The sequence below is a fragment of the Nocardia nova NBRC 15556 genome (genome assembly GCF_001613005.1).
Lineage (GTDB): Bacteria > Actinomycetota > Actinomycetes > Mycobacteriales > Mycobacteriaceae > Nocardia > Nocardia nova.
Genome location: NZ_BDBN01000020.1, coordinates 48,527 through 74,161 on the forward strand (window position 1 = coordinate 48,527; position 25,635 = coordinate 74,161).

The 25,635-nt window shown below is 65.4% G+C and carries 24 protein-coding genes and 1 pseudogene; 10 read left to right on the plus strand and 15 right to left on the minus strand.

Annotated features, from left to right (window positions below; genetic code table 11):
- Positions 1 to 306: 306 nt before the first annotated feature.
- The 10 genes from NN2_RS08310 to NN2_RS08355 form a co-directional block, all read right to left on the minus strand.
- Positions 307 to 867, minus strand: a complete 561-nt coding sequence (locus NN2_RS08310) for a single-stranded DNA-binding protein (RefSeq protein ID WP_063011920.1) — start codon at positions 865 to 867, stop codon at positions 307 to 309.
- A 116-nt stretch (positions 868 to 983) separates the two neighbouring features.
- Positions 984 to 2,675 carry a ParB/RepB/Spo0J family partition protein gene (locus tag NN2_RS08315; protein ID WP_063011922.1) on the minus strand — a complete coding sequence of 564 codons (1,692 nt, stop codon included), beginning with the start codon at positions 2,673 to 2,675 and terminating at the stop codon, positions 984 to 986.
- Positions 2,676 to 2,772: 97 nt separating this feature from the next.
- Positions 2,773 to 3,012, minus strand: coding sequence for a hypothetical protein (locus tag NN2_RS08320; RefSeq protein ID WP_063011924.1), 240 nt, complete (start codon positions 3,010 to 3,012; stop codon positions 2,773 to 2,775).
- A gap of 58 nt (positions 3,013 to 3,070) precedes the next feature.
- Positions 3,071 to 3,817, minus strand: coding sequence for a DUF4192 domain-containing protein (locus NN2_RS08325; protein ID WP_063011926.1), 747 nt, complete (start codon positions 3,815 to 3,817; stop codon positions 3,071 to 3,073).
- 153 nt (positions 3,818 to 3,970) lie between these two features.
- Entirely contained in the window at positions 3,971 to 4,213 is a 243-nt protein-coding gene (locus tag NN2_RS08330) for a hypothetical protein (RefSeq protein ID WP_063011928.1), read from the minus strand.
- 82 nt (positions 4,214 to 4,295) lie between these two features.
- Entirely contained in the window at positions 4,296 to 5,054 is a 759-nt protein-coding gene (locus NN2_RS08335; protein WP_063011930.1) for a class II glutamine amidotransferase domain-containing protein, read from the minus strand.
- Positions 5,042 to 6,259, minus strand: a complete 1,218-nt coding sequence (locus NN2_RS38470; RefSeq protein ID WP_245658605.1) for a hypothetical protein — start codon at positions 6,257 to 6,259, stop codon at positions 5,042 to 5,044. Before NN2_RS38470 ends, NN2_RS08335 begins: the two co-directional genes overlap by 13 nt.
- A 117-nt stretch (positions 6,260 to 6,376) precedes the next feature.
- Positions 6,377 to 7,126, minus strand: a complete 750-nt coding sequence (locus tag NN2_RS08345; RefSeq protein ID WP_063011932.1) for a class II glutamine amidotransferase — start codon at positions 7,124 to 7,126, stop codon at positions 6,377 to 6,379.
- Positions 7,114 to 8,160, minus strand: a complete 1,047-nt coding sequence (locus NN2_RS08350; protein ID WP_245658607.1) for a hypothetical protein — start codon at positions 8,158 to 8,160, stop codon at positions 7,114 to 7,116. Before NN2_RS08350 ends, NN2_RS08345 begins: the two co-directional genes overlap by 13 nt.
- Positions 8,161 to 8,484: 324 nt before the next feature.
- Positions 8,485 to 9,057: a hypothetical protein gene (locus tag NN2_RS08355; protein WP_063011934.1), complete on the minus strand. Its 573-nt coding sequence runs from the start codon at positions 9,055 to 9,057 to the stop codon at positions 8,485 to 8,487.
- Positions 9,058 to 9,331: 274 nt separating this feature from the next.
- Here NN2_RS08355 and NN2_RS08360 point away from each other — a divergent pair, with 274 nt between their 5' ends.
- Positions 9,332 to 9,733 carry a hypothetical protein gene (locus tag NN2_RS08360; RefSeq protein ID WP_063011936.1) on the plus strand — a complete coding sequence of 134 codons (402 nt, stop codon included), beginning with the start codon at positions 9,332 to 9,334 and terminating at the stop codon, positions 9,731 to 9,733.
- A gap of 111 nt (positions 9,734 to 9,844) precedes the next feature.
- Here NN2_RS08360 and NN2_RS08365 read toward each other — a convergent pair whose 3' ends face one another.
- The 5 genes and pseudogenes from NN2_RS08365 to NN2_RS39060 all read right to left on the minus strand — a co-directional run bounded on the left by NN2_RS08365 (position 9,845) and on the right by NN2_RS39060 (position 14,413).
- Entirely contained in the window at positions 9,845 to 10,168 is a 324-nt protein-coding gene (locus NN2_RS08365; RefSeq protein WP_156511274.1) for a hypothetical protein, read from the minus strand.
- A 291-nt stretch (positions 10,169 to 10,459) separates the two neighbouring features.
- Complete coding sequence (locus tag NN2_RS08370; protein WP_063011940.1) at positions 10,460 to 11,374, minus strand: hypothetical protein; 915 nt, start codon at positions 11,372 to 11,374, stop codon at positions 10,460 to 10,462.
- On the minus strand, positions 11,371 to 12,024 hold the full coding sequence (locus NN2_RS08375; RefSeq protein ID WP_156511275.1) for a Fe(II)-2OG oxygenase family protein: 654 nt from the start codon (positions 12,022 to 12,024) through the stop codon (positions 11,371 to 11,373). Before NN2_RS08375 ends, NN2_RS08370 begins: the two co-directional genes overlap by 4 nt.
- Before the next feature lie 704 nt (positions 12,025 to 12,728).
- A pseudogene (locus NN2_RS36155) lies at positions 12,729 to 13,060 on the minus strand (histone-like nucleoid-structuring protein Lsr2).
- Positions 13,061 to 14,095: 1,035 nt separating this feature from the next.
- Positions 14,096 to 14,413, minus strand: a complete 318-nt coding sequence (locus NN2_RS39060) for a YgiT-type zinc finger protein (protein ID WP_156511276.1) — start codon at positions 14,411 to 14,413, stop codon at positions 14,096 to 14,098.
- Between NN2_RS39060 and NN2_RS08380 the strand changes: the two genes are divergently transcribed.
- The 9 genes from NN2_RS08380 (at position 14,380) to NN2_RS38130 (ending at position 25,148) form a co-directional block, all read left to right on the plus strand.
- Positions 14,380 to 15,279 carry an alpha/beta fold hydrolase gene (locus NN2_RS08380; RefSeq protein WP_063011944.1) on the plus strand — a complete coding sequence of 300 codons (900 nt, stop codon included), beginning with the start codon at positions 14,380 to 14,382 and terminating at the stop codon, positions 15,277 to 15,279. The genes NN2_RS39060 and NN2_RS08380 overlap by 34 nt on opposite strands.
- Positions 15,280 to 15,308: 29 nt before the next feature.
- Positions 15,309 to 15,740, plus strand: coding sequence for a pyridoxamine 5'-phosphate oxidase family protein (locus NN2_RS08385; protein ID WP_063011946.1), 432 nt, complete (start codon positions 15,309 to 15,311; stop codon positions 15,738 to 15,740).
- Positions 15,741 to 15,803: 63 nt separating this feature from the next.
- Positions 15,804 to 16,217, plus strand: coding sequence for a hypothetical protein (locus NN2_RS37030; RefSeq protein WP_156511277.1), 414 nt, complete (start codon positions 15,804 to 15,806; stop codon positions 16,215 to 16,217).
- A 302-nt stretch (positions 16,218 to 16,519) separates the two neighbouring features.
- A complete protein-coding gene (locus tag NN2_RS08390; protein ID WP_218022008.1) occupies positions 16,520 to 17,785 on the plus strand; it encodes a cytochrome P450 family protein in 1,266 nt (421 codons plus the stop codon).
- A 213-nt stretch (positions 17,786 to 17,998) separates the two neighbouring features.
- Positions 17,999 to 18,964: a PIG-L deacetylase family protein gene (locus tag NN2_RS08395; RefSeq protein ID WP_169812387.1), complete on the plus strand. Its 966-nt coding sequence runs from the start codon at positions 17,999 to 18,001 to the stop codon at positions 18,962 to 18,964.
- A gap of 89 nt (positions 18,965 to 19,053) precedes the next feature.
- Entirely contained in the window at positions 19,054 to 20,070 is a 1,017-nt protein-coding gene (locus tag NN2_RS08400) for an LLM class flavin-dependent oxidoreductase (RefSeq protein WP_063011953.1), read from the plus strand.
- Between the two features lie 416 nt (positions 20,071 to 20,486).
- Entirely contained in the window at positions 20,487 to 21,656 is a 1,170-nt protein-coding gene (locus NN2_RS08405; protein ID WP_245658609.1) for a cytochrome P450 family protein, read from the plus strand.
- 255 nt (positions 21,657 to 21,911) lie between these two features.
- Positions 21,912 to 23,555: a flavin-containing monooxygenase gene (locus NN2_RS08410; RefSeq protein WP_104364234.1), complete on the plus strand. Its 1,644-nt coding sequence runs from the start codon at positions 21,912 to 21,914 to the stop codon at positions 23,553 to 23,555.
- A 639-nt stretch (positions 23,556 to 24,194) separates the two neighbouring features.
- On the plus strand, positions 24,195 to 25,148 hold the full coding sequence (locus tag NN2_RS38130) for a ferritin family protein (protein ID WP_082856822.1): 954 nt from the start codon (positions 24,195 to 24,197) through the stop codon (positions 25,146 to 25,148).
- Positions 25,149 to 25,635 lie beyond the last annotated feature (487 nt).

Sequence of the window (25,635 nt, forward strand, 5' to 3'; positions counted from 1 at the left end):
GGCGCAAGCACCGGGGCGGGAGGCGACACGCGGGGCAGGGGCGGAACGCGCCGGGGCGTGCGCGCACGAATTCCCGCGCACACCACCGAAACCGGTGATGGAGATTAGGGTCGGCGCGCCGGGGAATTCGTGGGCGCCGGGCGGGGGCCGTCACGCGCGGCGCCGCCCGCCCCGGTAGCCCTCGGACGGCTGGTCGCCGCGACCGGCCAGTCGCCCGCCCCGCAACGCAACTCACCCCGCCCGGAACCGGGAGAGGATTCCGGGCGGGGTGAGTCGGCACGAGCAGGGCGGAGCGAGGTGATGAGCTCAGAATGGAGGCGCGTCGTCTCCGAAACCTGCGGCGGCCCCAGCCATCACCGGCTCCCGCCACGGATCCTCACCACGGGACGGGGAACCCGCAGGCTGACCGAATCCTGTGCTGGTGTCCACGGCGGGGCCGCCGAACCCGTCGCGGTGCGCGGTCACGGCGCGGTCGGTGCGCGGCCCGCCGGATGTGCCGGCGGAGATTCGGGTGACCTTCGCGGTGGCGTAGCGCAACGAGGGGCCGATCTCGTCGACGTCGAGTTCGACGACGGTGCGTTTGTCGCCCTCTCGGGTGGTGAACGAGCGCTGCTTGAGTCTTCCCGTGACGATGACACGCGCTCCCCGTGAGAGGGCCGATTCGGCGAGGTTCTCCGCTGCCTGTCGCCACAGGTTGCAGCGCAGGAACAACGGATCGCCGTCTTTCCACTCACCGGCGGTGCGATCGAAATACCGCGGTGTGGAAGCGACGGTGAAGTTGGCCACCGCCGCGCCGGCTGGAGTGAATCTGAGCTCTGGCGAGTCTGTCAGGTTTCCTGTGACGGTCAGGACCGTGTCACCGGCCATGGGCGTTCTCCTCAATCATCAGCAACGGGGATTGGATGGAATACGAGACCGGCCCTGCCGGGATGTGGCAGGGCCGGGGTGTGGCAGGGCCGGGGTGTGGCAGGGCCGGGGTGTGGTTATTTGTCGATGGGGATGTCGTGGTAGTCGATGTCGCCGGCGGCGGCCTGTTCGACGTCGACCAACGCGAAATCGTCGTCGGGGGCGGCGATGTCGGCGAGCAGGTGCAAATACCGGGTGGTGGGCTCCGACCGTGTTCGCCACAGGCTCTTGTCCAGGGTGACTTCCCGGTTGGCCAGCACCATGCCCAGTGCGAGCACCCAGGCCCGGTTGGTCGACGAGGCACCGATCACCTTCACCAACTCCTCGGTCGACCAGCCGACCCCGAGCAGCTTGGTCATCAACTGCAACGCCCCCGGCGCCAGATTCCGCGCCAGGTACTCGGCCACGAAATGCGCGGCCTGCACCGGAGGCTTGCTCCGCTGGACATACTTCGACAGGAATTCCTCGCGCCGCTCAGCCGCCGCAACACCACGTTTGTTCAGCTCCCGCACCCGGCGGCGGGCCAACCGTGCTTCTTCCCGCGCTGCGGCGGCGCGTTCGGCGGCGGCCAGAGCCTCCTGCGGGTCAGCGGCCGGCGGAACAGGCCGCTGTAGTCCGGTGGTGTCGAGCTGGTCGGCGGGCAGGTAGTAGGCCGGGATCCAGCGATCACGCCAGGCGAGCCCGTCCGCGCGGCGCAACCCTTCGCCGGGTTCGGTGCCGGGGGCGTGCTGGGTGTCCCAGTCGACGGTGTCTGGATCGACGAGCGCGCCGGTGGCGGTATCGACCAGTTCCGCGTTTTCCTCGACATCGACCCACACCAGCCACCGCGCCGGAGCGGCGTACACGTCGTCATCGGTGACCGGTTCGCCGTCGGCGCGGGTGAGTTCGGTGGCGGGCAGGTAGGCGTCGTCGGGGCCGGGTTCGTCGGTGAGGATCCCGAATCCGTAGGCGGCGTAGGGGAGTGAGGCGTGGAGGCGGCGTCGGGTTTCGTCGCGATCGGCGGCGATGGCCTTGACCGTGTAGCTGAAGTTGTAGCGGGAGGTCGTGGTCAGTTTTTCGACGGCGTCGGTGTCGCCGAGGTTGTCGTAGTCGGCGATGACGGCGAGCTGGTCGAGGCTGTACTGGCCGGCATCGGCCAGCCCGCGTCCTGTCGCCGAACGGCCGACCGCGGCGAGCTTACGGACCTCGGCGCGTTTGGTCTGTTGCAGTCCTTTCGCGACCCGTGTCGGGGAGGCACCCAGATCGAGCATGAGCGCGACCCCGGCGGCGTAGTCGGCCTGGGTCAACGGGATCCGACGCTCGTTGAGGTTGATCTGCGTCATCGTGCGGTCGATACGACGCTGCTTGGCATCGAGGTCGGTGGGTGCGACGGTGATCCACACCGGAACCCGGGTACGGCCGACGGCTTGGGCGATCAACACCCGCACCTGACCGTCGAGCACGTGCACCGACCCGTCGGGTTCGCGTTCGGCCAGCACCGGAGCGCCGACACCGAACTCCCGGATCGAGTCGGCCTGCTTCGGGTGCTCGGCGACGTCGAAGCCGGTGCGCACATTCTCCGCGATCACCAACTCCCGCGGATCCATATACGCCGCGGTCGCATTCGGCGGAACCTCCAGCTCGGCCTCGCCGGCGGGGTGCGGGTCGCGCTCATCCTCGGCGGACTCGGCACTGGTGGCGGATTCCGCACCGGTGGCATCACCGAGGGGGGTGGGCGAGGCGGCGGCGGGTTCGATGTCGGGCACGACGGTGAGAGTGGTGGGGCTCAAAGGAGACCTCCTATGAGATGACGAACGGCGCCGCCCCACCGATATGAATAGCGGTGGGACCGCGCCGATCTGGACGGTGAACCGAAACAGAGGTGGGTCAGGCGGCTGCCTGGCTCGAGGTGCGGGTGACGTTGATCGGGTGCAGGCGCAGCACGCCGTGCTCGTCGTCGAGATAGGCCCAGTGACGACCGCGCCACCCGGTGTGCTCGTCGCGCCAGCGGTCGGCGACAGCGGAATCCATCTCGGCGAGGACGGCGGTGGTGCCCGCGGCGCCACGGTGTTCGAGTCGATCGAATTCCGCGCGGGACAGGGTCGGGACAGAGTTCGCGGACGGCATGAACTGACCTTTCTGATCGGGAACGAAAACGAGGAGACGAGAAAAGAGGCGACGCTGGTCAGCGGTGCAGATCGATGCCGAGTGCGTCGGCGATGTCGTGGGCGTAGGTGACGACAGCACCGAGTCGGGGTGGGGATGTGCCGTCTCGCAGTGTGGTGTCGAGGGACCGGGCGAACCGATGCTGTGGGTCGGCGTCCAGGGCTGCGTCCAGCGCGATCGAGGCCAGCGCTCCATCGCCTCGGTGATAGGCCGAGAACGCCAGCAGAGCCGCGGCATGGGCGCGTTCGGGGTCGGGCAGGCTGCGGGTGAGCAGCGCCCACAACCGTTCAGCCGCGTCGACACGGGCAGTGCCGGCCAGCCCGAGCATGCAATGCCGCACCGCGGCTGTGCGTAAGTCCGCCGCGAGTGCGGCCATATCCGCCGGAGTAAGCCGCGAACCTGCCGCGAGCGTGTCGACGTGGTCGACCACCGTCGCGACGGTGGCGGTGATCTCGCTGGGCGCGCACTGTGTGCGGATGCCGGTGTCGGCGGGCAGCAGTGCGCGGACCTGGTCGGCCAGAGGCGAGTCGGGCTCGATCAGGCGGGTCAGTTCTTCGCGTGACCGGCGGATCGGATGTCCCGCGGCTACGAACGTGGCGGCAAGCGTGGTCGCGTCGGGGTCGGGCACGACGCCGGATGCGGTGGCATCGAGCAGGCTCCACCACGGCGCGCCTGCTTCGATCACGCGGGTCGCCCACGCCGAGGCGAGAACAACACCGCGTGTGGTGACGGCTCGGTCGAGGGCGCCGCCGGGAGTGTCGGGCATCGAATAGCTCCATTCGGATCGAAAAAGGGGGCGCGAGACAGGAGGGGCGGTGAGCCCGGTACGTCGCCGCGAGCACCGTCGTTTCCTCGGTCACCGCCGCGCGCCGTGACGTTCGGTTGCGAGTCCGGTCGCGGCGGAGTCCGGGAACGCCTTCTATTCGTGGGCGCTTGCCGAGCTGTGCAGTGCGCGATATGTGACGCGGACGAGCCGTTCGTGGGTGCGGTAGTCGGCGATGGCGTAGTTGAGCAGAGTCAGGGGTTCGCCGCCGACGACGGTGGCCATCGTGTGGGCGATACCGAGCGCACGCCGTGTCGAGGCGATGTAGGGGCCGAGGGCCTCGACCAAGACGGCGACGGTCTCGTCGCGGCTCAACGGTTTGAAGGTGGATTCGCTCACGGGAACAACTCCTTACACAGCGAGTACGGGCACGGCAGCGAAGCGGTGGCGGGGCCGGGCACGGTGATTGGTGGTCGGCTGGTCAGTGGGTTGGCAGGCCGAGAAGGTCGGCGTAGCGGTCGGCGCCGTCGAATTGCGGGCAGGCGCAGCGGGGGAACGGGTGCGCGCAGTCGGCGCAGTATCCGCACCATCCGCAGTGCGGGCCGAAGGGGTCGTCTTCGAATGCGCCGCAGTGTTCGCAGAATCCGATGTAGTCGGTGTCGGCGCTGGCCCACTCGCGTATCAGGTAGCTGTCGTTGGAGTACCAGGTGCCCCCGACCCAGTGCCCGTGGCGTTCCCCGAACACGTAGGCGGGATGTTTGTAGGCGGGATCGGTGGTCAAGACGACGACCTTGTTGGAGCCGAGCCAATGTTCGAACCGATCACGCCCCGCCCAGCTGTCCAGCGACCCGAACGGGCTGGTGGGCAGGAAGTCCTCGGCTGCGATCCGGGTATCCGAGCGGGCGTCGCCGGCCGCCGGGTGCACGTTGGCGGGTAAGACCCCGTTGTGGGCGAGGACGGTGCGCGGGTCGCCGCCGACGGTGAAGGGGTGGCAGTTGCTGGTGTCGCGGTCGCCGTGGGTGGCGTAGCGGGAATGGAACAACGCCGGACCACCCGGATGCTTGGCGCGTTGTTCGGCGAACTCGGCGATCACCTGCTCGGCGTTCATGCCGTGCCCGACGAGGATCGTCTTGCCGGTGTGGATGGCGTAGCCGTGGCCGTGCGGGTTGGCCAGAGCCCCGCCGTGCAGGGCGTCGAGGTCGGGGTCCTGGCCGGGTTTGTAGAAGGTCAGGATGCACACGCGAGGGCCTCCAATTCGTCGGTCAGGCAGCGATATTCGGGGCGGGCGGCCAGCCACGCGGTGAACGCCGCCCATTCCCAGCCACGGCGGCGAGCGATATCGGCGGCCGAGAGGGTGCGCGTGTATTCGACGGAGGCGTCGGCGAAGGCGAGCGCGGCTTGGACCTCCCGCGTGTTCAGGGAGCTGGCGAAGACCCGCAGTTCGAATGTGTGCTCGGGGCGTACGTTGATGGCCTGGTACCGGAACGCGCGTTCGGCGTTGCTTTTGGCGTGGGCGGCGGCGTTGGCGCGGGCGCCCGAATCGAACATCGCCCATTCCTCGGAGTTGCGGCGCGCCAACGTCTTGACGTGGGATTCGTTGCGGTAGACGAATTTCAACCACCGGTAGGCGTGTGCGGGAGAGGAAAACCCGGCGCGGGAGACGTGGACGTGGATGCCGACGCTGGTATCGGTGTAGGCTCCCAGGAGCCGCAACCGATTCAGTAGCGTCCACGGAAAGCGTTGGCGCGCATACTTATACGACATCGGGTGGGTCACGAGTTCGAACCCACATGGCTGGATACTGCCGTCCTCCTTCAGATATGCGAGGCCACCGAGCCGGTCGATGGCGACCTCGACTGCTTCATCGAAAGCCTCTCGCGGCGTTTTGATTTCCAGTTCCAGGCCGAGGTAGAGCGGTCCGGAGCCGTGGAAGTCGGGTTCGGGTTTGTAGTCGTAGGAGTGGATGCCGTGGTGGTCGGGTCGTTCGTTGGCGCAGGTGTCGCAGTAGTCCTCCCAGCAGCGGATGAGGATGTCGCAGCCGCCGCAGCGGCGGTAGTCGGCGTCCTCGCAGCGCTCGCACACATCGGCCCCGGATTCGGTCTCGCGGAGCCCGTCCGCGCGCGAGCCGCAGTCATCGCACACCAGGTAGCTGTCGGCGCAGTCGTCGCAGACCTCGCCGTGGCCGATGACGCGGATCAGGTCGCTGTCGAAGCGGTCGCAATCGCGGCACCGTCGCCAGCCGGTGGAGCATTCCGTGCACACGTCGGTGCCGCGCACGGTGGAGCGGCGATCGCGTGCGGGGGTGGCGCAGTCGTCGCAGGTGTCGAGCCGGTCGGCGCACGCGCGGCACAGATGATCACCCTCGACCGTGAGGACGGTTGTGGTGTCGTCGATCGGGTGTGAACAGTCGTCACACCGCCGATCGGTGAGAGTGGATGAGGGCATACGAATTTCACGTCCTTCCGGAGAATGGGGGAGAGACGACGGCGCCCCGCTGCGGGCCATGACTGGCCGGAGCGGGGCGCAGGGCGAGCGGCGGTGGAAGCCGCTCGAGCTCCCAGGTCAGCCCGAGGTCGGGAACGGGGAGGCGGCGCTGCGGTTCCGGGCGGACTCGCAGGTGCAGTAGGAGAGAGCGGATCGGCAGTAGAAGCACCATCCGCAGGTGCGGCAGTAGCGGCTGGTGCGTTCGAGATCGCGGTCCAGGCAGTACCCGCACACCGTCCGGCGCCGGGCCGGCCACCGCTGCTCGGGCGGCAGGAAGGAGCGGTTGGAACACCAGATCCCGCCCACCCACTGCCCCGCGCGCTCACCGAACAGGTAGGCGGTGAGGGCGTAGGCCGGATCGACGGTCAAGATCACCAGCTTGCTCGACCCCAACCAGCCAGAAAGTCCGCGCGCTCCGGCGGCGGTGTCGATCGGCCCGAACGGTTGCCTCGCCAGGTAGTCCTCGGCCGCGATCCGGGTATCCGAGCGCCGGTCATACGCGCGCGGATGGACACGCTTGGGCAGGGTGCCGTTGTGCGCCAACACCGTTCGCGCATCACCGCCGAGGCGGAAGGGGTGGCAATTGGACAGGTCGACCGCGCCGCGGGTGGCGTAGCGGGAGTGGAATAACGCCGGGCCGTCGGGATGGTCGGCGCGGGTGCGTGCGAAGGTGCCGATCACGGTGTCGGCGTTCATGCCGTGCCCGGTGATGATGCGGCCGTCGGTGACGATCGCGAAACCGTGACCGTCGGGATTCGCATCGGCGCCGAACCGCAGCGCTCCCTTATCGATCGCAGCACCGGCGGGGTAGTAGGTCAGCAGGCACATTGGAGGGCCTCCATCTCCTGAGCCAGCGGCTGGTAGTCGGGGCGGGTGGTGACCCAGGTGGCGAAGCGGGCCCAGTCCCAGGCGCCGGCGCGGATGTCGGCGACCCGCAGACCGCGGGTGTAGTCGATGGAGGCGGCGGTGAACGCGAGCGCTGCCTGCACCTGCTGCACATGAAGCGAGCTGGCGAACACCCGCACCTCCAGGGTGTTTCTAGGTAGCGGATTGATCGCCTGGTAGCGCTCGAGCCCCAGCGCGTGCTGCGGCCCCTTGGCGGTATGGCGGGCACGTGCGCGGGCAGCGCTGTCGAACTGGGCGTAATGCGTGCGGCGGCGCGCCAACCGTGTGACCGCTTCCTCGTTGCGGTACAACAGTTTCAGCCACCGATACACATGCGCCGGATTGTCGAACCCGGCCCGGCTGGCATGGACGTGCAGCCCTACCGACGCGTCGGCCTCACACCCGAGTCGGTGCAGTTGGTCGAGCAGTGGCCAGGGAAACGACTCGATCGCGTACTGATAGGAGAGGGGGTGGGTGACGAGTTCGAATCCGGACGGCCTGATAGAAGAGTCCTTCTTCAGGTACCCGAGTCCGGCGAGGTGGTCGGTGGCCAGGGTGGCGCAGGTGTCGAAGCGGTGTTCGGGGACGATGATTTCCAGTTCCAGCCCCAGATACAGGGGTCCGGTGCCGTGGAAGCGGGGGTCGGGTCGGTAGGTGTAGTTCCACACCTTCCCCCGGTTGCCGCAGGCCTCGCACCGGTGTCCGGGTTGGACGAGGGTGCCGCATGCCGGGCAGGCGTGGAATCGAGTGGCGCAGCGCGGGCAGGCACGGTGCCCTCCGGAGATGTAGCGGCTGTCGGCACTGAACCGCCCGCAGCTGAAACACGCGGCGAACAACGAGCCCGCGCACCGCGCGCACACCGGGTCATCGGTATCGGTGCGCAACTGCGGGCCGGTTAGCTGCTGGCACGACACACACCCGGCCCACCCGGTCAGGCAGTGCGCGCACAACTCGGCCTCTTCGGCAGTGCGTGTCAACCGCAGCGAGGGGGTTCGGCAGTGGTCGCAGCGGGGTAGTTGTTGCCAACATGAATCGTACACAGCGGGATTCGCGATGCACAGCTCCGTATCGGGTGCCGTGCCGTCGCAGACCGCGCACGGTGGACCCAGGATCGGATCGGTCATGAACGCACACACCCTCCACAACAGAAAAGCGCCGGTCGACAAGGGGAGTCGACCGGCGCGGGACACGGACAGAACAGGGCAAACAAGAACCGAGGTGAGCGCTCGGTAGAAGCGGAGACTCGCGTGTGCCCGAGCCGCTGTGTCAGGGCGAGAGGACGCGAGGTCCAGGTGTTTCGCTCAGGTAGCCAAGCTGGGACGGGCGTATTCGCAGTCGTCGGCTGGTTGGCCGTGGTGGCGGCCCGGACATTCGATAGGTCGCAAGACGCGGTCGGCCACCGACAGGCGAGTGCGTGTTTCGGCTTCGAGATCGTCGATGCGGGACTTGGCGATCGCTTCGTAGTGCTCGTGCGAACCGGTCACTGATTTCAAGTGAGGGAATCCGGCCTGGATCCACATCCGCGTGTACAGGCCGAACGCGGCGGTGTTGAGCGGGGCAATCTGGCTGGCCGCCATGACGGCGAGCGCGACCTCGGCCGCGGTCCCCGGAACTGGGGACAGGCCTGCGGCGACGCGGTCGAGCAGTTCGCGGCAGTGCGAGCGGTACACGAATTCCTGGCGCATCCGCTCATGGGTCGGCATCAACAACGCGAACGAGTGGTAGAGGGCGTTGCGGTGGCGGGGATGTCGTCGTTGCGCGCGGGCGATTTCGTCTTCGGCCCAGTCGATCTGCTCGAACACCGGCTCAAGATCGGACAGACACCGAGACACCACCGATGCGATATCAGCGACCTCGAGCTGGGTTTCGGTCACGGGGACTCCTTTCGACAGCGATGGGCAGTAGGGAAATGGGCAGGCGAGACCTGATCGCGAGTTGACGGCTGACGCGGCTGCCTCTGACCGCGCTGTGCCGGATGCGGCGCCGCTGGATGGCGGGCGGTGGGCGTATCGTTGAACTGCGAGGCGCGGGTTGATCTCACCCAGAAATTTGGGAGAGCACGACATGAACGACCCCCGGGCGAGCAGGAGCGAACGTGGACGAGACGCCGGGAAACTCGCTGGCCAACTGCGTCATTCGCGGGAAGTAATGGATCGCCGGCGTGCGCTTGAACGTCGCCGCGAACAGAATGTCAGCGACGCCGTGCGGCAGTATTGGTCCGCATGGCAGGCGATTTCAACGATCGAACAACGCCGCGACCGCCGCATCCGAGCGTTACACGACAAGATCCGCCACCTCGAACAGACCGCGACAACCGACATCGCGATACATCACACCAAGCAGGCTGCGGCCGTGGCGCGCATGAACGAGCACGGATGTAGCGCCGACGACATCGCCGAACTACTTCAAATCAGCCTCAAGGTCACGCGCCAACTACTCGCCGCCAGGCAGGAAAAGCCCGAACCGGGAGTGCAGACGACACATCGTGAGAGCAAGCCACCGCCCGACGAGCCACAGCGCTCTATGGAATCGGCAGAACAATCGCAGTAACCGGCATCCGGGAAACAGCGCGCCGAGAGGATGATCGCCGAACAGACGGTCCGCAAGCAGAGCTCCGCCCAGACACGGTGGCAGGGGCCTACGTCCTTGTGTCAGGGGAGATCACGCATCGTTGAGGTAACCCCCGACATTCCAGACGATCCCCTGGAAACCGCCTGGGGGAACCGGATGTCGCACCGGGATCCCGGCGGCGGGTGCGAAGGGCCAAAAGCACACGCCGCATCGATGGCAGTACACCCCAGCCCGCCACACCAGATAAGCCGCAGGCGCGCCGCGGCGAATCCGGGCCGACCGTCGTAGCCTCCGGAACGCGAACCACAGAATCAGCAACGACGGAAGCGCAAGGAAAAGCGCAAAACCGAACATCCCGACCACGATCGCGGCAGTCGAGATGTCAGGATGCGGCCGAAGCAGCACCACCACCACCGCGATGAGGAGATACACCCCTCCGGGCACCCCGGGAAACAACGACAACGGCTTGACCAGCGGTCATGCCCCTTACCGGGATCTCGACTGCCTACCACCAGCGGCTATGCCGATATCCGTTGATTTTCGGCGATCACTACTTCTGATCGCTATTTCATATGATGACGGACTTCGACACTCCCCGCGTTCCGGCACTGACCGCGATTGCGTCCCGGTGCCGACGCCGGCCCCCGCTATGCACTGGGAATCTCTGGACGTTGCCGGGGGACCCGCGGATGTAGCCAGATGGCCTCAGTCGTTGCCGTACTCCAGTTCGAGGGTGGTGTCTGGATCGTCATCTCTTATCCAAAAGGTCTCTTCGAGACCGGCGGCGGCAACGAGCTCTACACTGTCGAGTACGAGTTGGCATTTCGAGCAGCTGAAGTATTCGGCGCTCACGGTGAGTTCGTCCCAAATATCGTAGTCATCCTCCGAGACCTGTTCGTGATTCCGGTCTCGCTCCAAAACCTCGTCACCTTCGATGTTCCCCTCCTCGCCGCAAGATGGGCATCCGGCGGCATCGCGATAGTTCAGCCCCGCCGTGAGATCCGGGAAACGGGCCCACTCGGCTGCGTCCTTCACAGATGCTTTGCCGGAACGTATTTGGGCATATCGCTGCTGTGCGCGCCGTATCAAGGTCTCTGCACGATGCTCGATGTTCTGCTTGTTGGTGGCAAGGTATGCCTCGACCGTCTCCATGCGGTCGACGCCGACCAGATCTTCGATCGTGCGATCTTGGACCAGGACCAGGATCGCCGCTTGTGACCAGTACTTCGGCCACCAGGCACTGGCGGGCAGCTTCGTGTACACGGCAGCACCTCCGTGCAGGTACTCGTTTCGAGCCTGCATGATTAACGACGACTCACGTTCGCTGAAGGGCGGGAACGCCTTGCTGCATCTTGAGATCAGAGTTTTCGCCGGTACTGAGACGAATCGGTCGGCCTTGGTGAGGCCAACTGCGGCGAGCAGGTTCCCGCCGTCCTCGCTGGGTGCGGCGATGAGTACCGGGGAGTGCCGCGACAGCGCCGCTTTCGCGAGCAGTTCAAGCGCGAGCGCGGCCCACAGAGCCTGCTCGTCGAAGGTCCGTGCTCCGTCGTCATCCATAGCATGGTTGAGGAACAGTTTTGCTTTGAGCCACAGCGCATCAGGGTTGTAGGTGTCGCTCACGAGGCCCCCTTGGTATTGAACGCGACCCGGACCAGTGCCCGGTCCTCGTCGCCGGTAGCCACTGCTGCTCGTCCATGGAGAACTGCGGTGTTATCGATGATCAGTACGGCGTTCGGCTGAGACCAGATGTGCTCCTCGGCGCGCGCCTCGGCATCGGCGATGACACGCGCGATCTGGCGTGCTCGCTGGTCTTGAGGGGTCATGCAGCCCGAGTCGAAACGGAGGCCGTGCCCGTAGTCGTATGCGGTGGCGAGGAATCGATCGTCACCGCCATTCACCAGGAATACCCCGGCCGTGCCGTCGTATGTCGGGGAATCTCGAAGGGGATTGCGCAGGAGCATCGTGGGTGTCGTGGATGGGTGTTCTGCGTAGAGAAGCACGATGTCGGGAGGCACCCGGAAATGAGCGCCGTCGGTGTGCATTGGTTGAGCACCTAACCCGGTGGTCGCGCTGAGCGATCGTGGCTTCGCGGCTTGTGGAGAAGTCGGACGCAGTATGGATACTGCAGGATCGCCCTTGCGGATCGGGAGTTTCCTCCAGTTCGTCGGTGTAGGCAGAAATGCAATGTCGAGTGGGCGTGCGGTCGCGACAGCAAAACCGTTCCGCCGCGCCGTGATGGCCAATGCAGCGATGTCGAAATTAGATGCCATCAGGAACACCCTTGCGCTTCACCAGACTCACCAGGGACCTTCCGCCAGTAGGCTGCGGATATTACTGGGCGGGGCCGCTCCTCATCCACGGATTTGGTTCGCCCCCAAGAGGCTAACCGCGGAGCCTGCAACACCGCTCAGTTTGTAGCGCCAGGGCAACCCGCGCCCAGCAGCGCCGAGGCGCGGGAATTCACCGGCACTCTGATGCCCTAGTGCCGTAGTCGCGGATGGACCCGGTGGCTGGCTGCACAGCGGAGATAGGTGCCGATCGCGTCGTCCTGCTCGCCGTGACTGAGGTGGTTGGTGCCATCGAGTGCGAAGCTCGGCCCGTCCGGTCCGCCGGATTCGGTCCGCCGTTCTGCGGGGTATCGATCGTGACCGAATCCAGTACGTTTGCCAGCTTTGGTACGGGGTCAGCGGGCTTGGCGGCAGATCGATAGAGTGGTAAGCGCGTGGCGCAGTGACGCTTTCGTGACACGCTGTTTGGGGAGCCCGGTTCCGCCCGCAGACCGGCACCGGGTTTCGCCCCCGTTCAACTCTGTTCCGAAGCGGTGAGGCTCACTAGTAAGCCTCGCAGCTGATCGGGCAACCGAGGGCCAGCGCGGCCGGGCAGGAACGAGCACTACCCGCTGACAACCTCTCACCAAACCGCCGTCGACCACCTCGAAACCCTGTTAGCTCGCCGGCCATTGCTCTGTGCGGGCCTAGCTTGCCTTGTTGTATGCCTCGATGATGTCGGCTTGGATTCGCCCGCGGCTGGAGACGTTGTAGCCGTTGTTCTTTGCCCATTCACGAATAGCGCCGGTCTGCTGCTTGTCGGCAGTGGTGCGCGGAGCGGTCTTGGCCTTGTTCCGAGAGACTCGTCCGACCTTGCGAGCGGGGCCGGTCCATTGCTCGAAGACGCTGCGGAGCTTGCTCGCGTTCTTGGTGGATCGATCTCGTACTCGACGCCGTCGAGGCTGAATGACACAGTCTCCTCGGCCTTCGATTTGCCGTCGAAGTCGTCGATCAGTTCGACGATGACCTTTTTCGCCACGTGGGTGCCCTCCATAGTTTGCCTGAACGTGCTGTCGAAGCATTCAACAGGCAAGCTTAGGCTGGGCCACCGCGCTTTGATTTATCAGACCGGTTCGTCTCCCTGACTGGCCACTGATGCGGTGGCCTGCGCTCTCGATGTCGGATGTGAAAGTTCGAGTCGGACGCTCGCAGGCAAGGTGCTGTTGGCGGTGTTGCTGCGGTCCTGGGAAGTCGTCGCGCGGCATACGCGAAATCGGCTCGCGGTGACATGGGCTGGTCTGCGTTGCTGCTTCGGTGCGTCCGGATCATCTGCAGGGAAGCCCGAGGCTCCTGGGTGGTGACAAGCGTTCCGCCGTCCGGACGATATGTCGCAGTGATGAATGTGGATGCGGCGCAGGTGTATTCGGTGCAGGTATCGCAAGTGAGGAGAACTTCTTCCTGCCACCTTCGCATCTGATTGCCAATTATTAGCTGGACTCGAGATTTGATCGGCGTGTTTCGCTGCGACACACCGGCGCGGTTACGCCTGCCTCTGCTGAGAATTGACTGACCGTTGCGATCGTACGCTGTTGCGGTGATCTGAGGCGTCCCACAGAAATCTCACGTTTTTGATGGGAAATGCTGGGGTTCATCGGGGTGCCACGGGTTGCTCCTAGGCTGCTGAAATAGGGATTGATCAGGCATTATGAGAACTGTTGCGAACCGTTCGGAGCGCTTGAACGTGTGTCAAGTGGTCGCAGGTTCAAATCCTGTCAGCCCGACCGAGAAAATCCCCTCCGACCAGGGTCGGAGGGGATTTTTTGTTTCCGGTTGAGAGTCATTGTTGACCGCCAGTGTGCCTAGAGTGTGCCAACGCGCAGAATGCCGCCTGCTGACTTCGCAAGGGTGGCACCGTCCCGTGGCTGGTGGGCTCGTCCCACGGTTCCTTTGGTGCATCGAACTTCTTCCGCGCGGACCACTCGGGGTCGCCACAGGCGTCGTCGACCACCGTGCTGACCACTCGGCGGAACGTTGTGGCGTCACCCAGACGGAAAATTTCGCCTGGCGCGGTCTGTCACACCGAGCGGTGGCGGCGTTCGACGCCGCGCTGCTGGCTCGGTTTCCGAATTGTACTGCTGCACAGAGAAGTTGAGTTTGTAGGACAAGCTGTCGCAGTTTGCTGTTTCCGCGGCTCGGGATTGCTCCCGCAGCGTTCGCATGTCAGCGCCGGTCCGTCTCGGACGTGGCGAATATGGTGCCCGGGATCGAGCGAAAATCTCGTTGCACCACCGGTGGCGCCACCGCTACGTACGCCTGCCGATATGGTCCGAGGAGCGGGCCCGGGCGAAGGAGGCGGCGATGATAGTGACGGCGGGGGCGGGTGTCGCGGCACCGGGCTGGTTCACGCGGGCCATTGCGGAACTCCCCGACCATCGTGAGGTCGACGTCGGGGGCGGTGTCGTTCATCTGCGGTGCTGGGGCCCGGCGGGGACGGCCGGTGTGGTGCTGGTGCACGGCGGATCGGCGCATTCGGGCTGGTGGGACCACATCGCTCCGCTGTTGGCGGGTACGCATCGTGTGGTGGCGCTGGATTTGTCCGGGCACGGTGACAGCGCCGTGCGATCCCGATATCCGATCGAGGGCTGGGCGGACGAGGTGATGGCCGCTGCCGAGGCCGGCGGGATAGCCGGACGGCCGTACGTCGTCGGGCACAGCATGGGTGGGCGAGTGAGCGCCGTGGCGGCTGCGCGGCATCGGGAATCGCTCGCGGGTCTGGTCGTCATCGATTCTCCGTTTCAGGAGCCGTCGCAAGAGTCAATCGTCCGGCAGTTGCTCCACCGGCCGAAGACGTACCCGACGCGGGACGAGATCTGTGGCCGGTTTCGAACCATTCCGGACCAGGCGGTTCTGCTTCCTTACGTCGCGCGGCACGTGGCGGAGGAATCGGTGCGAGACACCGGTGCCGGGTGGGGCTGGAAGTTCGATCCCGAGATGTTGCGCAAGCGCCTCGAAGACGGGCGTATCCCACCGCTGGGCTCGCTGCGGGCCGTGGACGCATCCGTGCTGTACATCCGATGCGAACGCGGTTTGGTGACCCGGGAGCGGGCGCTGGAGATCGCGAGATTGTTCGGGCGGCCCGCGACGGTGGTCGAATTGGCCGAGGCCGGTCATCACCCGATGATGGATCAACCGCTTGCGCTGGTGGCGACCTTACGGACCGTCCTCGCCCAGTGGGATTCGCGCGTTCGACCGGAATAAACGGCGCAGCCTGCTCCGTTCGACGTCTTATGCCGAAACCTTTCTCGGAAGCCGAGCGTCAAGAATTCCTGGCGGGCAAGCACATCGGAGTGCTGTCGGTCGCCGCTACCGACGGGCGTCCACCCGCCACCGCACCGATCTGGTACGACTACACCCCGGGCGGCAATATTCGCATCAACACCGGCGCGGCACGCCGCAAGGCCAGGCTGGTGCGGGAAGCCGGCGTGGTGACACTGACGGTGCAGCGCGAAGAGTTGCCCTATCAGTACGTCATCGTCGAAGGCACGGTCATCGAGGCCGCCACCCCCTCGCCCCGGGAGGCGCGGGTGAGCATCGCCAGCCGCTATCTCGGTCCGGAGGAGGGCCGCGCCTTCGCGGACCGGATGGACGGCAACGACTCCGTACTGTTCACCATCCGCCCCGACCGCTGGATCAGCCAGGACTACTCGGGTGATCTCTGACAGCACTGTTCGGGCGTCCGGTCGGCGAAGTAGTTTGCTCGACATGAGCAGGTTCAGCCGGCGGTGGTCGCCCGTTCGTTCTCGGTCCGCCGGTGGGTCGTGAAGGATCGACTCGGCGACGGCGCAGGCGACGCGCAAGAATTCGGTGGCCGGCCACATGATTCTTGCCGCCGGACAGGCCGTCGGCCTCGACGGCTGCGCGGCGCGGGCGGTATCGTCCGCCGCCTGACCGAGGCAGCGGTAGCGGCACTGGAGAACTCGGCCAAGCGAATCAAGCTGTCCGACCGAACTATTGCCGCCGAGTTCGTCGACGCCCGCATACCACCGTCATCCACCGTGTCGAACGCCGGCGACGGCGGGCGTCGTGATGTTTCGCCACGAAGTCGTGATCACACCGTGCTGATAGAAGGGAGCGGCACGGAGACGTTCGCCGATGACGCCGGGCTACCATCTGTTTCGCTCTCCGGTTCCGAATAAGACTCCGCTTCAACGACTTCCGACCAGCCCTGGCGTGCGAGCAGCGCATTTCGATGCGATGTTCACGCGGAAGCCACTCGGGCACTCAGATGTTTACTGAACGGTAGCCATGGCTAATCCGTGGCGGGGGCCTCCCTGTTTCACCCGATCGAAACTGCTCGACCTCTCACCGATGCACCCCTGATCGATTACTCGTTCCGGACCGCATCGGCCGCAAGTCAGAATGTTCGTCGAAAGGACTGAGGGACAGTGCATTACCTATGTTCGAGCTCGGCCATGGTTTCGTCGGCCGGTGGTGGCCGGTGACAGCCGAGATGGAGATCCTCGAACTGACAGACGAGTTCTACCAGGATCCGCATGCGACCTATCGGGCGCTGCGCGAGCGCGGTCCCCTCCATCGCATTCGATTGGACGGTGTGGTCGGCTGGTTGATCGTCGATCACGACGTGGCCAGGCAAGCCTTGGCGGAGCCGACCATCAGCAAGCGCATCGGGTCGCCCGAGGGACAGGCCGTGCTGGCCAAAAACGGTGCGGCCGAGATGTTCAACACCGCCATCAGCGACAATATGTTGTTCGCCGATCCGCCTCAGCACACGCGTCTGCGCCGCCTCGTGGCGAAGGCGTTCGCAGGGCCCGCCATCCGCGATCTGCAACCGAGAATCACCTCGATCGCCGACAGTCTGCTCGACGACATCAGCGCGCGAACGACTGTCGACCTCATCGACAACTACGCGTTCCGGCTGCCGATCGCGGTAATCTGCGAGCTGCTCGGGGTGCCCGACGACGACAAGGCAGACTTCCGCTCGTGGACCGCCGTGGTCGTCAGCGACACGGCCACGAACGAGGAACGCGCCGCCGCCGGGGTCACATACTTCACCTACCTGACGAAGTTGATCGCCGAACGCACCGACGACCCCCGTGACGACCTGCTCTCCCAACTGATCATCGCGAAAGACCACGAGGACCGGCTGGACCAGCACGAACTCATCGCCATGCTGCTCCTGCTGCTGATAGCTGGGCATGAGACCACGGTCAATCTGATCGGCAACTCGGTACTCGAGCTACTGCGCGAGCCCGCAATCGCCGAGCGGTTGCGCGCGAACCCCGAGGCGATACCCGCCTACGTCGAGGAGATCCTGCGCTTCCAGGGGTCGCTGCACTTGGCCACGGCCCGCTACACCACCGCCCCGATCACGTTGGGCGATCAGGACATCGACGCGGACGAATTCATCCTCATCTCGCTCGCCGCCGCAAACCGCGACCCCGCCCGGTTCGCCGAGCCGGACCGCATCGACGTCGAACGACCCGAGAGCCGGCACATCGCCTTCGGATACGGCATCCATCACTGTCTCGGTGCCGCCCTGGCACGAATGGAGGCCACGACCGCGATCTCGAGGCTGCTGGCCACTTTCCCGGATCTGTCGCTCGACGGCGAATTCAGCGATCTGACGTGGCGAAAGAGCCTGTTGATTCACGGCTTGACCAGCCTGCCGGTCCGCCTGGCCGCACGCACGGAATCGCGCACCGGGCCCGTGACCGACACGGACCGCGTCTCCGTCATGGCCTGACCCGGCCGTCGACACGACGAGTGGTACATCGCGGCAATCCCATTCCGGCTCGGCCCCTGCGATGTACCACTCACCCGTGAGGGTGCCAGGAAGTCGGGCGACGCGATCCGTCTGCGGAAGTTCGCTTGGTCGACCACCGCAGTCTCGCCGCACGTACAGCTCAGAGCTGTGGCCGAGGCCTCTCCACCTGCTGGCATGGCTGCCTAGAGTCTTGTGAGACAAGAACTTTGGAGGTTAATGTCGATTCCTGGTGTCGTAGGTCGCCGTCTGGGCGTAAGCAACAATGATCGCAAGGCCGATGCCGACCCACAGTCGTTTCCCGTGGCGGGTGAACGACGGAAAGGACCTTCGATGACGTCCGGCTCGGCTTCAGCCCCGACTTTGATGGCGGTCATGGCCCACCCGGATGACGAATCCACCAGCGCGGGAGGCGTTTTGAGCCTGTATGCACGGCGGGGGGTGCGTACCGTTCTGGTCACCTGCACGAACGGCGAGTACGGTGACGGAATCGACGGTGCGAAACCTGGTTCCGCGGGCCACAATGCGGAGCGGGTTGCCCGAACACGTCTTGCGGAGTTGCGGACAGCGTGTGCGCATCTCGGTGTCGGCACGCTCGAACTTCTTTCTCACCACGATTCGGGCTCGATCGATCAGGTGCGTCCGGCGTGCACCGTCTTCGCTGACATACCACTGCAGACCGTCGCCGAGGAGTTGGGCGCGCTCATCGAAAAACACCGCCCGCAGGTTGTCGTCACTCACGAGCCGACCGGCACCCGGCATGTGGACCACATTCATACCGCGCGCGCGACAGAAGCTGCCGTTCGCGCGGGTGGCGTGGCGGCGAAGTTGTATTACGCGGCGCACGGGACCCGGTATTGGACGCGGTTGCGAAATGCTCTGCGCGAGGCGGGAATCGACTATCCCGAACCCGACCGCAGCCGGCGCACGGTCACCGACGGTATCGATGAACACGTGGCCGCGCGCGTCGACATCCGTTCGGTCGTGGCCAGGAAGCGGTCGGCACTGTTTTCCCATGCCAGCCAGATCCATACCTCCACGACCGCGAAAGTTCCGGAGGAACTCTGGCCCACCGTCTTCGCTGTGGAAGAGTACATTCGCGCATTCGATGTCACCGGGGCGCCGACACCGGAAGACGATCTCTTCGCCGGGCTCATCTGAGCGCCGAACAAGGAACCGACACGCTGACCGGGCCGAGGCCAGTCGAGAGGTGTCGAGTTTGCGGGTCGCACGGCGGAAGGATACCCCTCATGACGAAACAGACGAGCGCGCTTAGGTTTTCGGTCCTGGATACGGCGCCGATCGTGCAAGGCTCGAACGCAAGCCAGGCGCTGCGTGAGTGCGTCGAGCTGGCACAGTTCGTCGACGGTCTCGGCTACCACCGGTTTTGGATACCCGAGCACCACGGAATGCGCGGAGTAGCAAGTGCCGCACCGGCAGTCGTCATCGACCGCGTCGCATCGCTGACCCACCACATGCGGGTAGGAGCCGGTGGTGTCATGACACCGAACCACTCGCCCATCGTGATCGCAGAACAATTCGGCACGCTGGAGGCCTTCCACCCTGCGCGGATCGACCTCGGACTCGGACGGGCCCTCGGTGGGCCGCGCGAGGTCACCGACCGCATCCGCAGCCCCCACGATCGGGCAGCCACGCCCTTCGAAGACCAGATCCGGGAGCTGCTGGAGCTGTTCGACGAACAGAGCGAGGACCGCGCCGCGGCAGTGCCGGCCGAAGGAAACCGGCCCGAAATCTGGCTGCTCGGAAGCAGCGACTACACCGCGCGGGTCGCGGGTGCTCTCGGTCTTCCTTTCGCCGCGGCCCACCACCTTCAACCGCACAACACGATCGCGGCCACCCACGTCTACCGGCAAGCCTTTGAGCCGTCGACATTGTGCCCGGCGCCGCGGACCATGATCAGCGTGGCAGTGATCGCCGCCGAAACCGACGAGCGCGCGCAGTGGCTTTCCGGACCATTGAGGATGAAGACCGCACGGCGACAAGAGGGACAGCCGATACGTTTACCCAGCCCGCAGACCGCCGAGCACTACGGGTACGCGACCCGACGGGCGGCCGCAGACGAACTGGACGGGGTCTTCATCGGATCGCCGTCGAGTGTGTTGGCGCGCTTGCAGGACTTGGCAGAGGCCACTCGAGCGGATGAATTCCTGATCAAGACCGACCTCTACCGCCCGAGCGACCGAGGCGAGTCGTTCAAGCTGCTGGCCGATGCCTTTCTCGCGCTCCGTCACAGGCAAACCCCGTAGCAGCCCAGCCAGCGGATCGTCTGCGTCCAGTTGACTGCTCCGCGCTCGTTTCCGGTTCCTCGGGTTCGGGCTCTGTGGGCTCCTTTTGAAATCGGCAGGGGAGTGGCAACCAGCAGTATCAGTGGTGGGAGCGGAATCCGATGCCGCGGCATCCGGCGTTTGCGGCGCGGATTCCGTATTCGGGACCGTGCATCGGTCTGGAAGTAAGCTACCGTGCTGGTTTTCTCTGAAGACGTTGGACTGCAACGATTTACGGTAGGGTCACCTGGCGTGCCCACACCACGAATGGCAGGCCGTCTCGCAGCAGGCGGAAGGGGACACGTTCCCGCACCGCGCGAGAGGGGAACGCGTTGAACGACATAGACCCGGGTGCATCTCGGATCGCCTACGGTTCCGGGGAATCCGGTGGCTCACGCGTGCGGTTGGATGCCCCCTCGTTCGCGGCCGATCCACACCGGGCCTACGAAGACATGCGACGCCACGGCCCGCTGGTACCGGTCGAGCTCGCTTCGGGTGTGCCTGCGACGTTGGTGATCGGCTACCAGGTGGCGGTGCAGCTCCTCAACGACGAGCACCATTTCCCGGCCGATTCTCGCCGATGGGAGAAGAACGTCTCGTCGGACTGCCCGCTACTGCCGATGCTGGGCTACCGCCAGAATGCGCTGCGAACCGCGGGCGCCGAACACGAGCGGTACCGGCGGACCATCTTCGCGGCGTTGGAAACCGTCAACCTGCACAAGATGCACGACTCGGTTGCGCGGGCCGCCGAGTCGCTGATCAACAGCTTCTGTGAGCGCGGTACCGCGGATTTGCGGATGGACTACGCCTATCCACTGACCTTTCGTGTGCTCAGCGAACTGATGGGTTTCCCCGAAGGCGCCGCGGCCGAGGCTTATCAGGGGATGGCCGCGATGCTGGAGGGGGTAGGCGCCGAGGAAGGACAGCAGCGATTCGTCGAGGCTCTGATCGGAGTGGTCCGCCAGAAGCAGGTCGAACCCGGCGACGATCTGACCTCGGAGTTGCTGAGGCATCCGGACAAGCTCGATCTCATGGAGATGGTGAACCAGTCGGCGCTGCTGTTCTCGATGGGCACGGAGCCGACCTGCAATCTGATCCTCAACGCGTTGCTGCTGTTGATGACCGACGACCAATACGGTGGCGAGGTCCTCAGCGGCGCCATGACTACCCGGGATGCCATCGATGCCGTGTTGTTCGAGGACCCGCCGCTGGCGAACTGGTGCGTGAGCTACCCCAAACAGCCCCAACTCGTCCGCGATGTGTGGCTGCCTGCCGATGAACCGGTGGTGATCAGCCTGGCCGCCTGCAACAACGACCCCGCTGTGAGCGGCGACCGCAAAGGCAACCGGTCGCACCTGGCATGGGGGGTCGGTCCCCATACCTGCCCGGCGCAGTCGCTCGCCCTGACGATCGCCTCGCAGTGCATCGACGTGCTCCTCGACGCTTTGCCGGATATCCGTCCGCAAAAACCTGTGCGGCAACTGGATTGGCGGCCCGGTCAGTTCCATCGTGCCTTGGCGTCGCTACCGGTTCGGTTTCCGGCCTGCCCGCCGATGCGTTTGGCGTGATGGGTCGAAGGTTGTCCTGCACGGGTATTCGATGTATCGGTATCGGCACTCTCTGTGCCGCAACAGCATGCAGGTAACGCAATCGTGGTTGTATTGCGCAGCAATCGAATTCATGTTGTCCTGCGTCGAAAAACAAGTGGGCGCGTCGATGTTCGGATAATCTGCAGCTTGTAGCGGTCTGGAGAAGGTGTGCACCGTCCGACCGCACCGCTGTCAGGGCCTCCCATGGCTACTCATCGAAAGGCAGATCCCACAATGACAACGACCTCGCAGCATTCCGAAATCTCGACCGGGCAACAGGCCCGCGAGATTGACGCGGTCGTCGTCGGAGCCGGATTCGCCGGGCTTCATATGCTGCACAAACTGCGCGAGCTCGGGCTTTCGGTGCAGGTATACGAAGCAGGCGGCGGACTCGGTGGCACCTGGTACCGGAACCGCTATCCGGGCGCACGCGTCGATGTGAAGAGTATGTACTACAACTACTCCTTCGACCCGGAGCTCGAGCAGGAGTGGGAGTGGACGGAGAAGCTGCCGCCGCAACCAGAGTTGCTCCGCTACATCAATCACGTCGCGGACCGTTTCGATCTGCGCAAGGACGTGCAATTGCGGACCCGGGTCACCGCCGCGGTCTACGACGAGTCCACCGCGCGGTGGCGCATCACGACCGATCGGGGCGAGGTCGTCTCGGCGAGGTTCGCCATCATGGCGACGGGCTGCCTGTCGGTGCCGAAGATGGTGGAGATTCCCGGCATCGAGACGTTCCGGGGCCGCAGTTTCCACACCGGCGAATGGCCCGAGCAGGAGGTCGATTTCACCGGCCGGAGGGTCGCCGTGATCGGCACCGGTTCCTCTGGGGTGCAGGTCATTCCGCTCGTCGCCGAAACAGCCCAGCACCTCACTGTGTTTCAGCGGACCCCGAACTATGTTCTTCCCGCCGGCAATCACCCGATCGATCCCGAATTCCAGACCCGGATCAAGTCGCGCTATCGCGAAGTGCGCAAGGCCAACCGGGAATCGTCCTTCGGAATCGCCCAGCCCGAGGCCACCAAGGGCGCGCTCGAGGTGAGCGAGGAAGAGCGAACAGCCTTCTATCGCAGGGTATGGGAAGACAAGAACAGCGAACTGGTCAGCATGCTGGTCGGATTCACGGACCTGCTCGCCGACGAAGCCGCCAACGAGACCGCAGCCCAGTTCATCCGCGACCGGATCGCCGAGACCGTGACAGATCCCGCTGTCGCCCGGCTCCTTCAGCCCACCGGCCTCTTCGGCGTCAAGCGCCCGGTCCTGGGGACCGACTATTACGAGACCTTCAATCGTCCCAATGTCCGGCTCGTGGATGTTCGCGCGACCCCGCTGACCAGGGTTACCGAATCCGGTCTCGTGACGACGCAGGAGAGTTTCGAGTTCGACGACATCATCTATGCCACCGGATACGACGCCATGACCGGCGCGCTCAACGCGATCGATATTCGCGGCCGGAATGACGCGTCGCTGCGGAAGAAGTGGGCCGCCGGGCCCGTCACCTACCTCGGTCTTGCCGTGGCAGGCTTCCCGAATCTGTTCGTGATCGCCGGCCCGGGTAGCCCGTCTGTCCTGTCGAACATGATGGTGTCGATCGAGCAGCACGTCGACTGGGTGGCGGCCGCGATCGACGCGTTGCGATCCAAAGGCATCACAACCATCGAGGCCGAGGCCGAGGCGGAGCAGGAATGGACTCGGCACGTCGACGAAGTCGGCAATATGACGCTCTATCCCAAGGTGGACTCCTGGTATGTGGGATCGAATGTGCCGGGCAAACCGAGGGTGATGTACGCCTACATCGGCGGTGTTGGAGCGTATCGCGAAAAGTGCGACCAGGTCGCCGCCGACGACTACGACGGTTTCACTCTGACCCGGTGAGCAAGGTACTGCCGGTGCAGGGACACGGCACCGTGTGCCCCTGTGGCGGTGGGGGCGGATACGGTGCGGGCGCCGAGCACGTGGCGGTTGATCGGTCCACGGCCCAAGCCGCACGAGAATGTGTCACTGCCGCCACGACATATGACGAATTGCCGCGCCGCCGAACAGCGGGAATGGAGCTGGCGCGCGGGTGCGCGTGTGCGTGCTGGGGTGGCGGTCGGGCACAGCGAAGCTGTGACGAGCGCCGAATCATGTTGCGCGGCTGGCAAATTCGCGGTGACGATCGACAGCTGTCGGCGCAGCGATGACACCTGCCGAGTCGGGCGGGCACGATCATTTCACCGTGAGTTCGACCACCGGGAGGGTGAGCGGTGGTGGGTGTGAGGTTAGCCATCGCTCGGGGTCCAAGGTCACCGCGTGGCGTGGCGTAAGGCTCGTTGATCGGTGACTTCGGCCTGCGGGCGTCGAGCAGAGTGGCGGCGACGATGGAATTGTCTCCGTTTGCTGGGCGAGAGGTGACTGCGATGGGGGCGCTGTTCGGACTTGCGGCGCGTGCGCTGGTCGCGCGTGAGCGCTGATCATCCGGGGCTGCTGGACTTCCGGGTCCTGTTCCACCCCTGAGGGATCGAAGGAGCAGAAATGCACAATAAGTCGCGACTGACGATAGCGATGTGTGCCGCGTTTCTGGTGCCGGTGGTGGCGTGTTCGGGTACGCCACAGCGAACCGCGTCGCCACAGCAGTCGCAGTCCGTTCCGGCCGAGTCGACCCGAACCAACGCCATGGCGGCGATGCACGGGGAAGCATTCGCCCATGCGAAATACCGGGCGTATGCGGATCAGGCCCAGCACAGCGGCGAGCCTCGGGTAGCGCAGGAATTCCGCTCCGCGGCACAGACCGAGCTGTCGGATCATTTCACCCGCGAGGCCGATCTGGTCGGTCTGGGTGGTGACACCGCGGCGAATCTGCGTGACGCGATCGCCGGCGAATCCACTGAATCGACGACCATGTACCCGGGCTTCGCCGCACAGGCGACAGCGGCGGGTGACGCTGCTGCGGCGCAGCTGTTCTCCGCGATCGCCGGCGATGAAGCAGCGCACGCACGCGACTTCTCGATCGCCTTGGCGACCCTCACCGGTCCCGCTGCGGGCGCCGTGGTTCCGGCAGGGCCCGATGTCACCACGACGTCGATCACGCCGGGACCGGCGAAGTCGTCGGGTGCGACCCTGGCCAACCTGCGCACGGCCATGCAGGGTGAGGCGTTCGCCTTCGCGAAATACAGCCGATATGCCCGCCAGGCTCGTGAGGCGGGGAACCCGCAGATCGCGCAGCTGTTCTCCCGCACCGCCCAGGTGGAGCTCGACGAGCACTTCGCCGAAGAAGCGACGCCGGCCGGACTGGTGGCCTCCGACGTCGCCGCCAATCTCACCGACGCGATAGCAGGGGAGAAGCACGAAGCCGAGTCGATGTATCCCGACTATGCCGCCCAGGCCGACAAGGCCGGAAACCCCCAGGCGGCCGACCTGTTTCGAGAGATTGCGGCCGACGAAAAGGCCCACGAGCAAGCCTTCCAACAGGCTCTCGATGCCCTGTGACCCGCCGGGACGCTGTCGCCAGCCCAGCGGTGGATTCTGTGGCTGGCAGTGCCCGATCGCTCCGATCACGAACAGTTCACAACCCACGTCGGAGCACTCGGCCGGCCGGAGGCGGTTGTCGGATATCTCCACCCAGTGGGTAGAAGGGGATGCTCGACGTGGCGGCCGAGCACTGCCTCGAGAGCATCGTCTCGAAACGGCTGGACTCGGTCTGGCGGCCTGGTCAGCGACCGCGGTCATGGATCAAGACTGCGCTGCGCCGGTCCGCGGGCGTGGTTGTCGCAGGATGGATTTTCCGCGAAGAGTTGCATTTGATGCATGACTCGCGCGTTGATTGATGGAAGGCGGGTTGGTACGACAATTGGGCGTTCCGGTCCGGGCCGGTCGCAACACCGCACTGGTGGACAACGCTGCCACCGTGCCCGCGAAGCTACTCAGCGACCTGCTCGGTCTGTCCATCACCGGCGCCGTTCGATGGATCCACATC

Excerpts from the sequence above, each read along its gene's own strand:
- NN2_RS08310 (WP_063011920.1), bottom strand. The coding sequence starts at position 867 with ATGGCCGGTGACACGGTCCTGACCGTCACAGGAAACCTGACAGACTCG.
- NN2_RS08320 (WP_063011924.1), bottom strand. The coding sequence starts at position 3,012 with ATGCCGTCCGCGAACTCTGTCCCGACCCTGTCCCGCGCGGAATTCGAT.
- NN2_RS08325 (WP_063011926.1), bottom strand. The coding sequence starts at position 3,817 with ATGCCCGACACTCCCGGCGGCGCCCTCGACCGAGCCGTCACCACACGC.
- NN2_RS38470 (WP_245658605.1), bottom strand. The coding sequence starts at position 6,259 with ATGCCCTCATCCACTCTCACCGATCGGCGGTGTGACGACTGTTCACAC.
- NN2_RS08345 (WP_063011932.1), bottom strand. The coding sequence starts at position 7,126 with ATGTGCCTGCTGACCTACTACCCCGCCGGTGCTGCGATCGATAAGGGA.
- NN2_RS08360 (WP_063011936.1), top strand. The coding sequence starts at position 9,332 with ATGGATCGCCGGCGTGCGCTTGAACGTCGCCGCGAACAGAATGTCAGC.
- NN2_RS08375 (WP_156511275.1), bottom strand. The coding sequence starts at position 12,024 with ATGGCATCTAATTTCGACATCGCTGCATTGGCCATCACGGCGCGGCGG.
- NN2_RS08380 (WP_063011944.1), top strand. The coding sequence starts at position 14,380 with ATGATAGTGACGGCGGGGGCGGGTGTCGCGGCACCGGGCTGGTTCACG.
- NN2_RS08385 (WP_063011946.1), top strand. The coding sequence starts at position 15,309 with ATGCCGAAACCTTTCTCGGAAGCCGAGCGTCAAGAATTCCTGGCGGGC.
- NN2_RS08400 (WP_063011953.1), top strand. The coding sequence starts at position 19,054 with ATGACGAAACAGACGAGCGCGCTTAGGTTTTCGGTCCTGGATACGGCG.
- NN2_RS08410 (WP_104364234.1), top strand. The coding sequence starts at position 21,912 with ATGACAACGACCTCGCAGCATTCCGAAATCTCGACCGGGCAACAGGCC.
- NN2_RS38130 (WP_082856822.1), top strand. The coding sequence starts at position 24,195 with ATGCACAATAAGTCGCGACTGACGATAGCGATGTGTGCCGCGTTTCTG.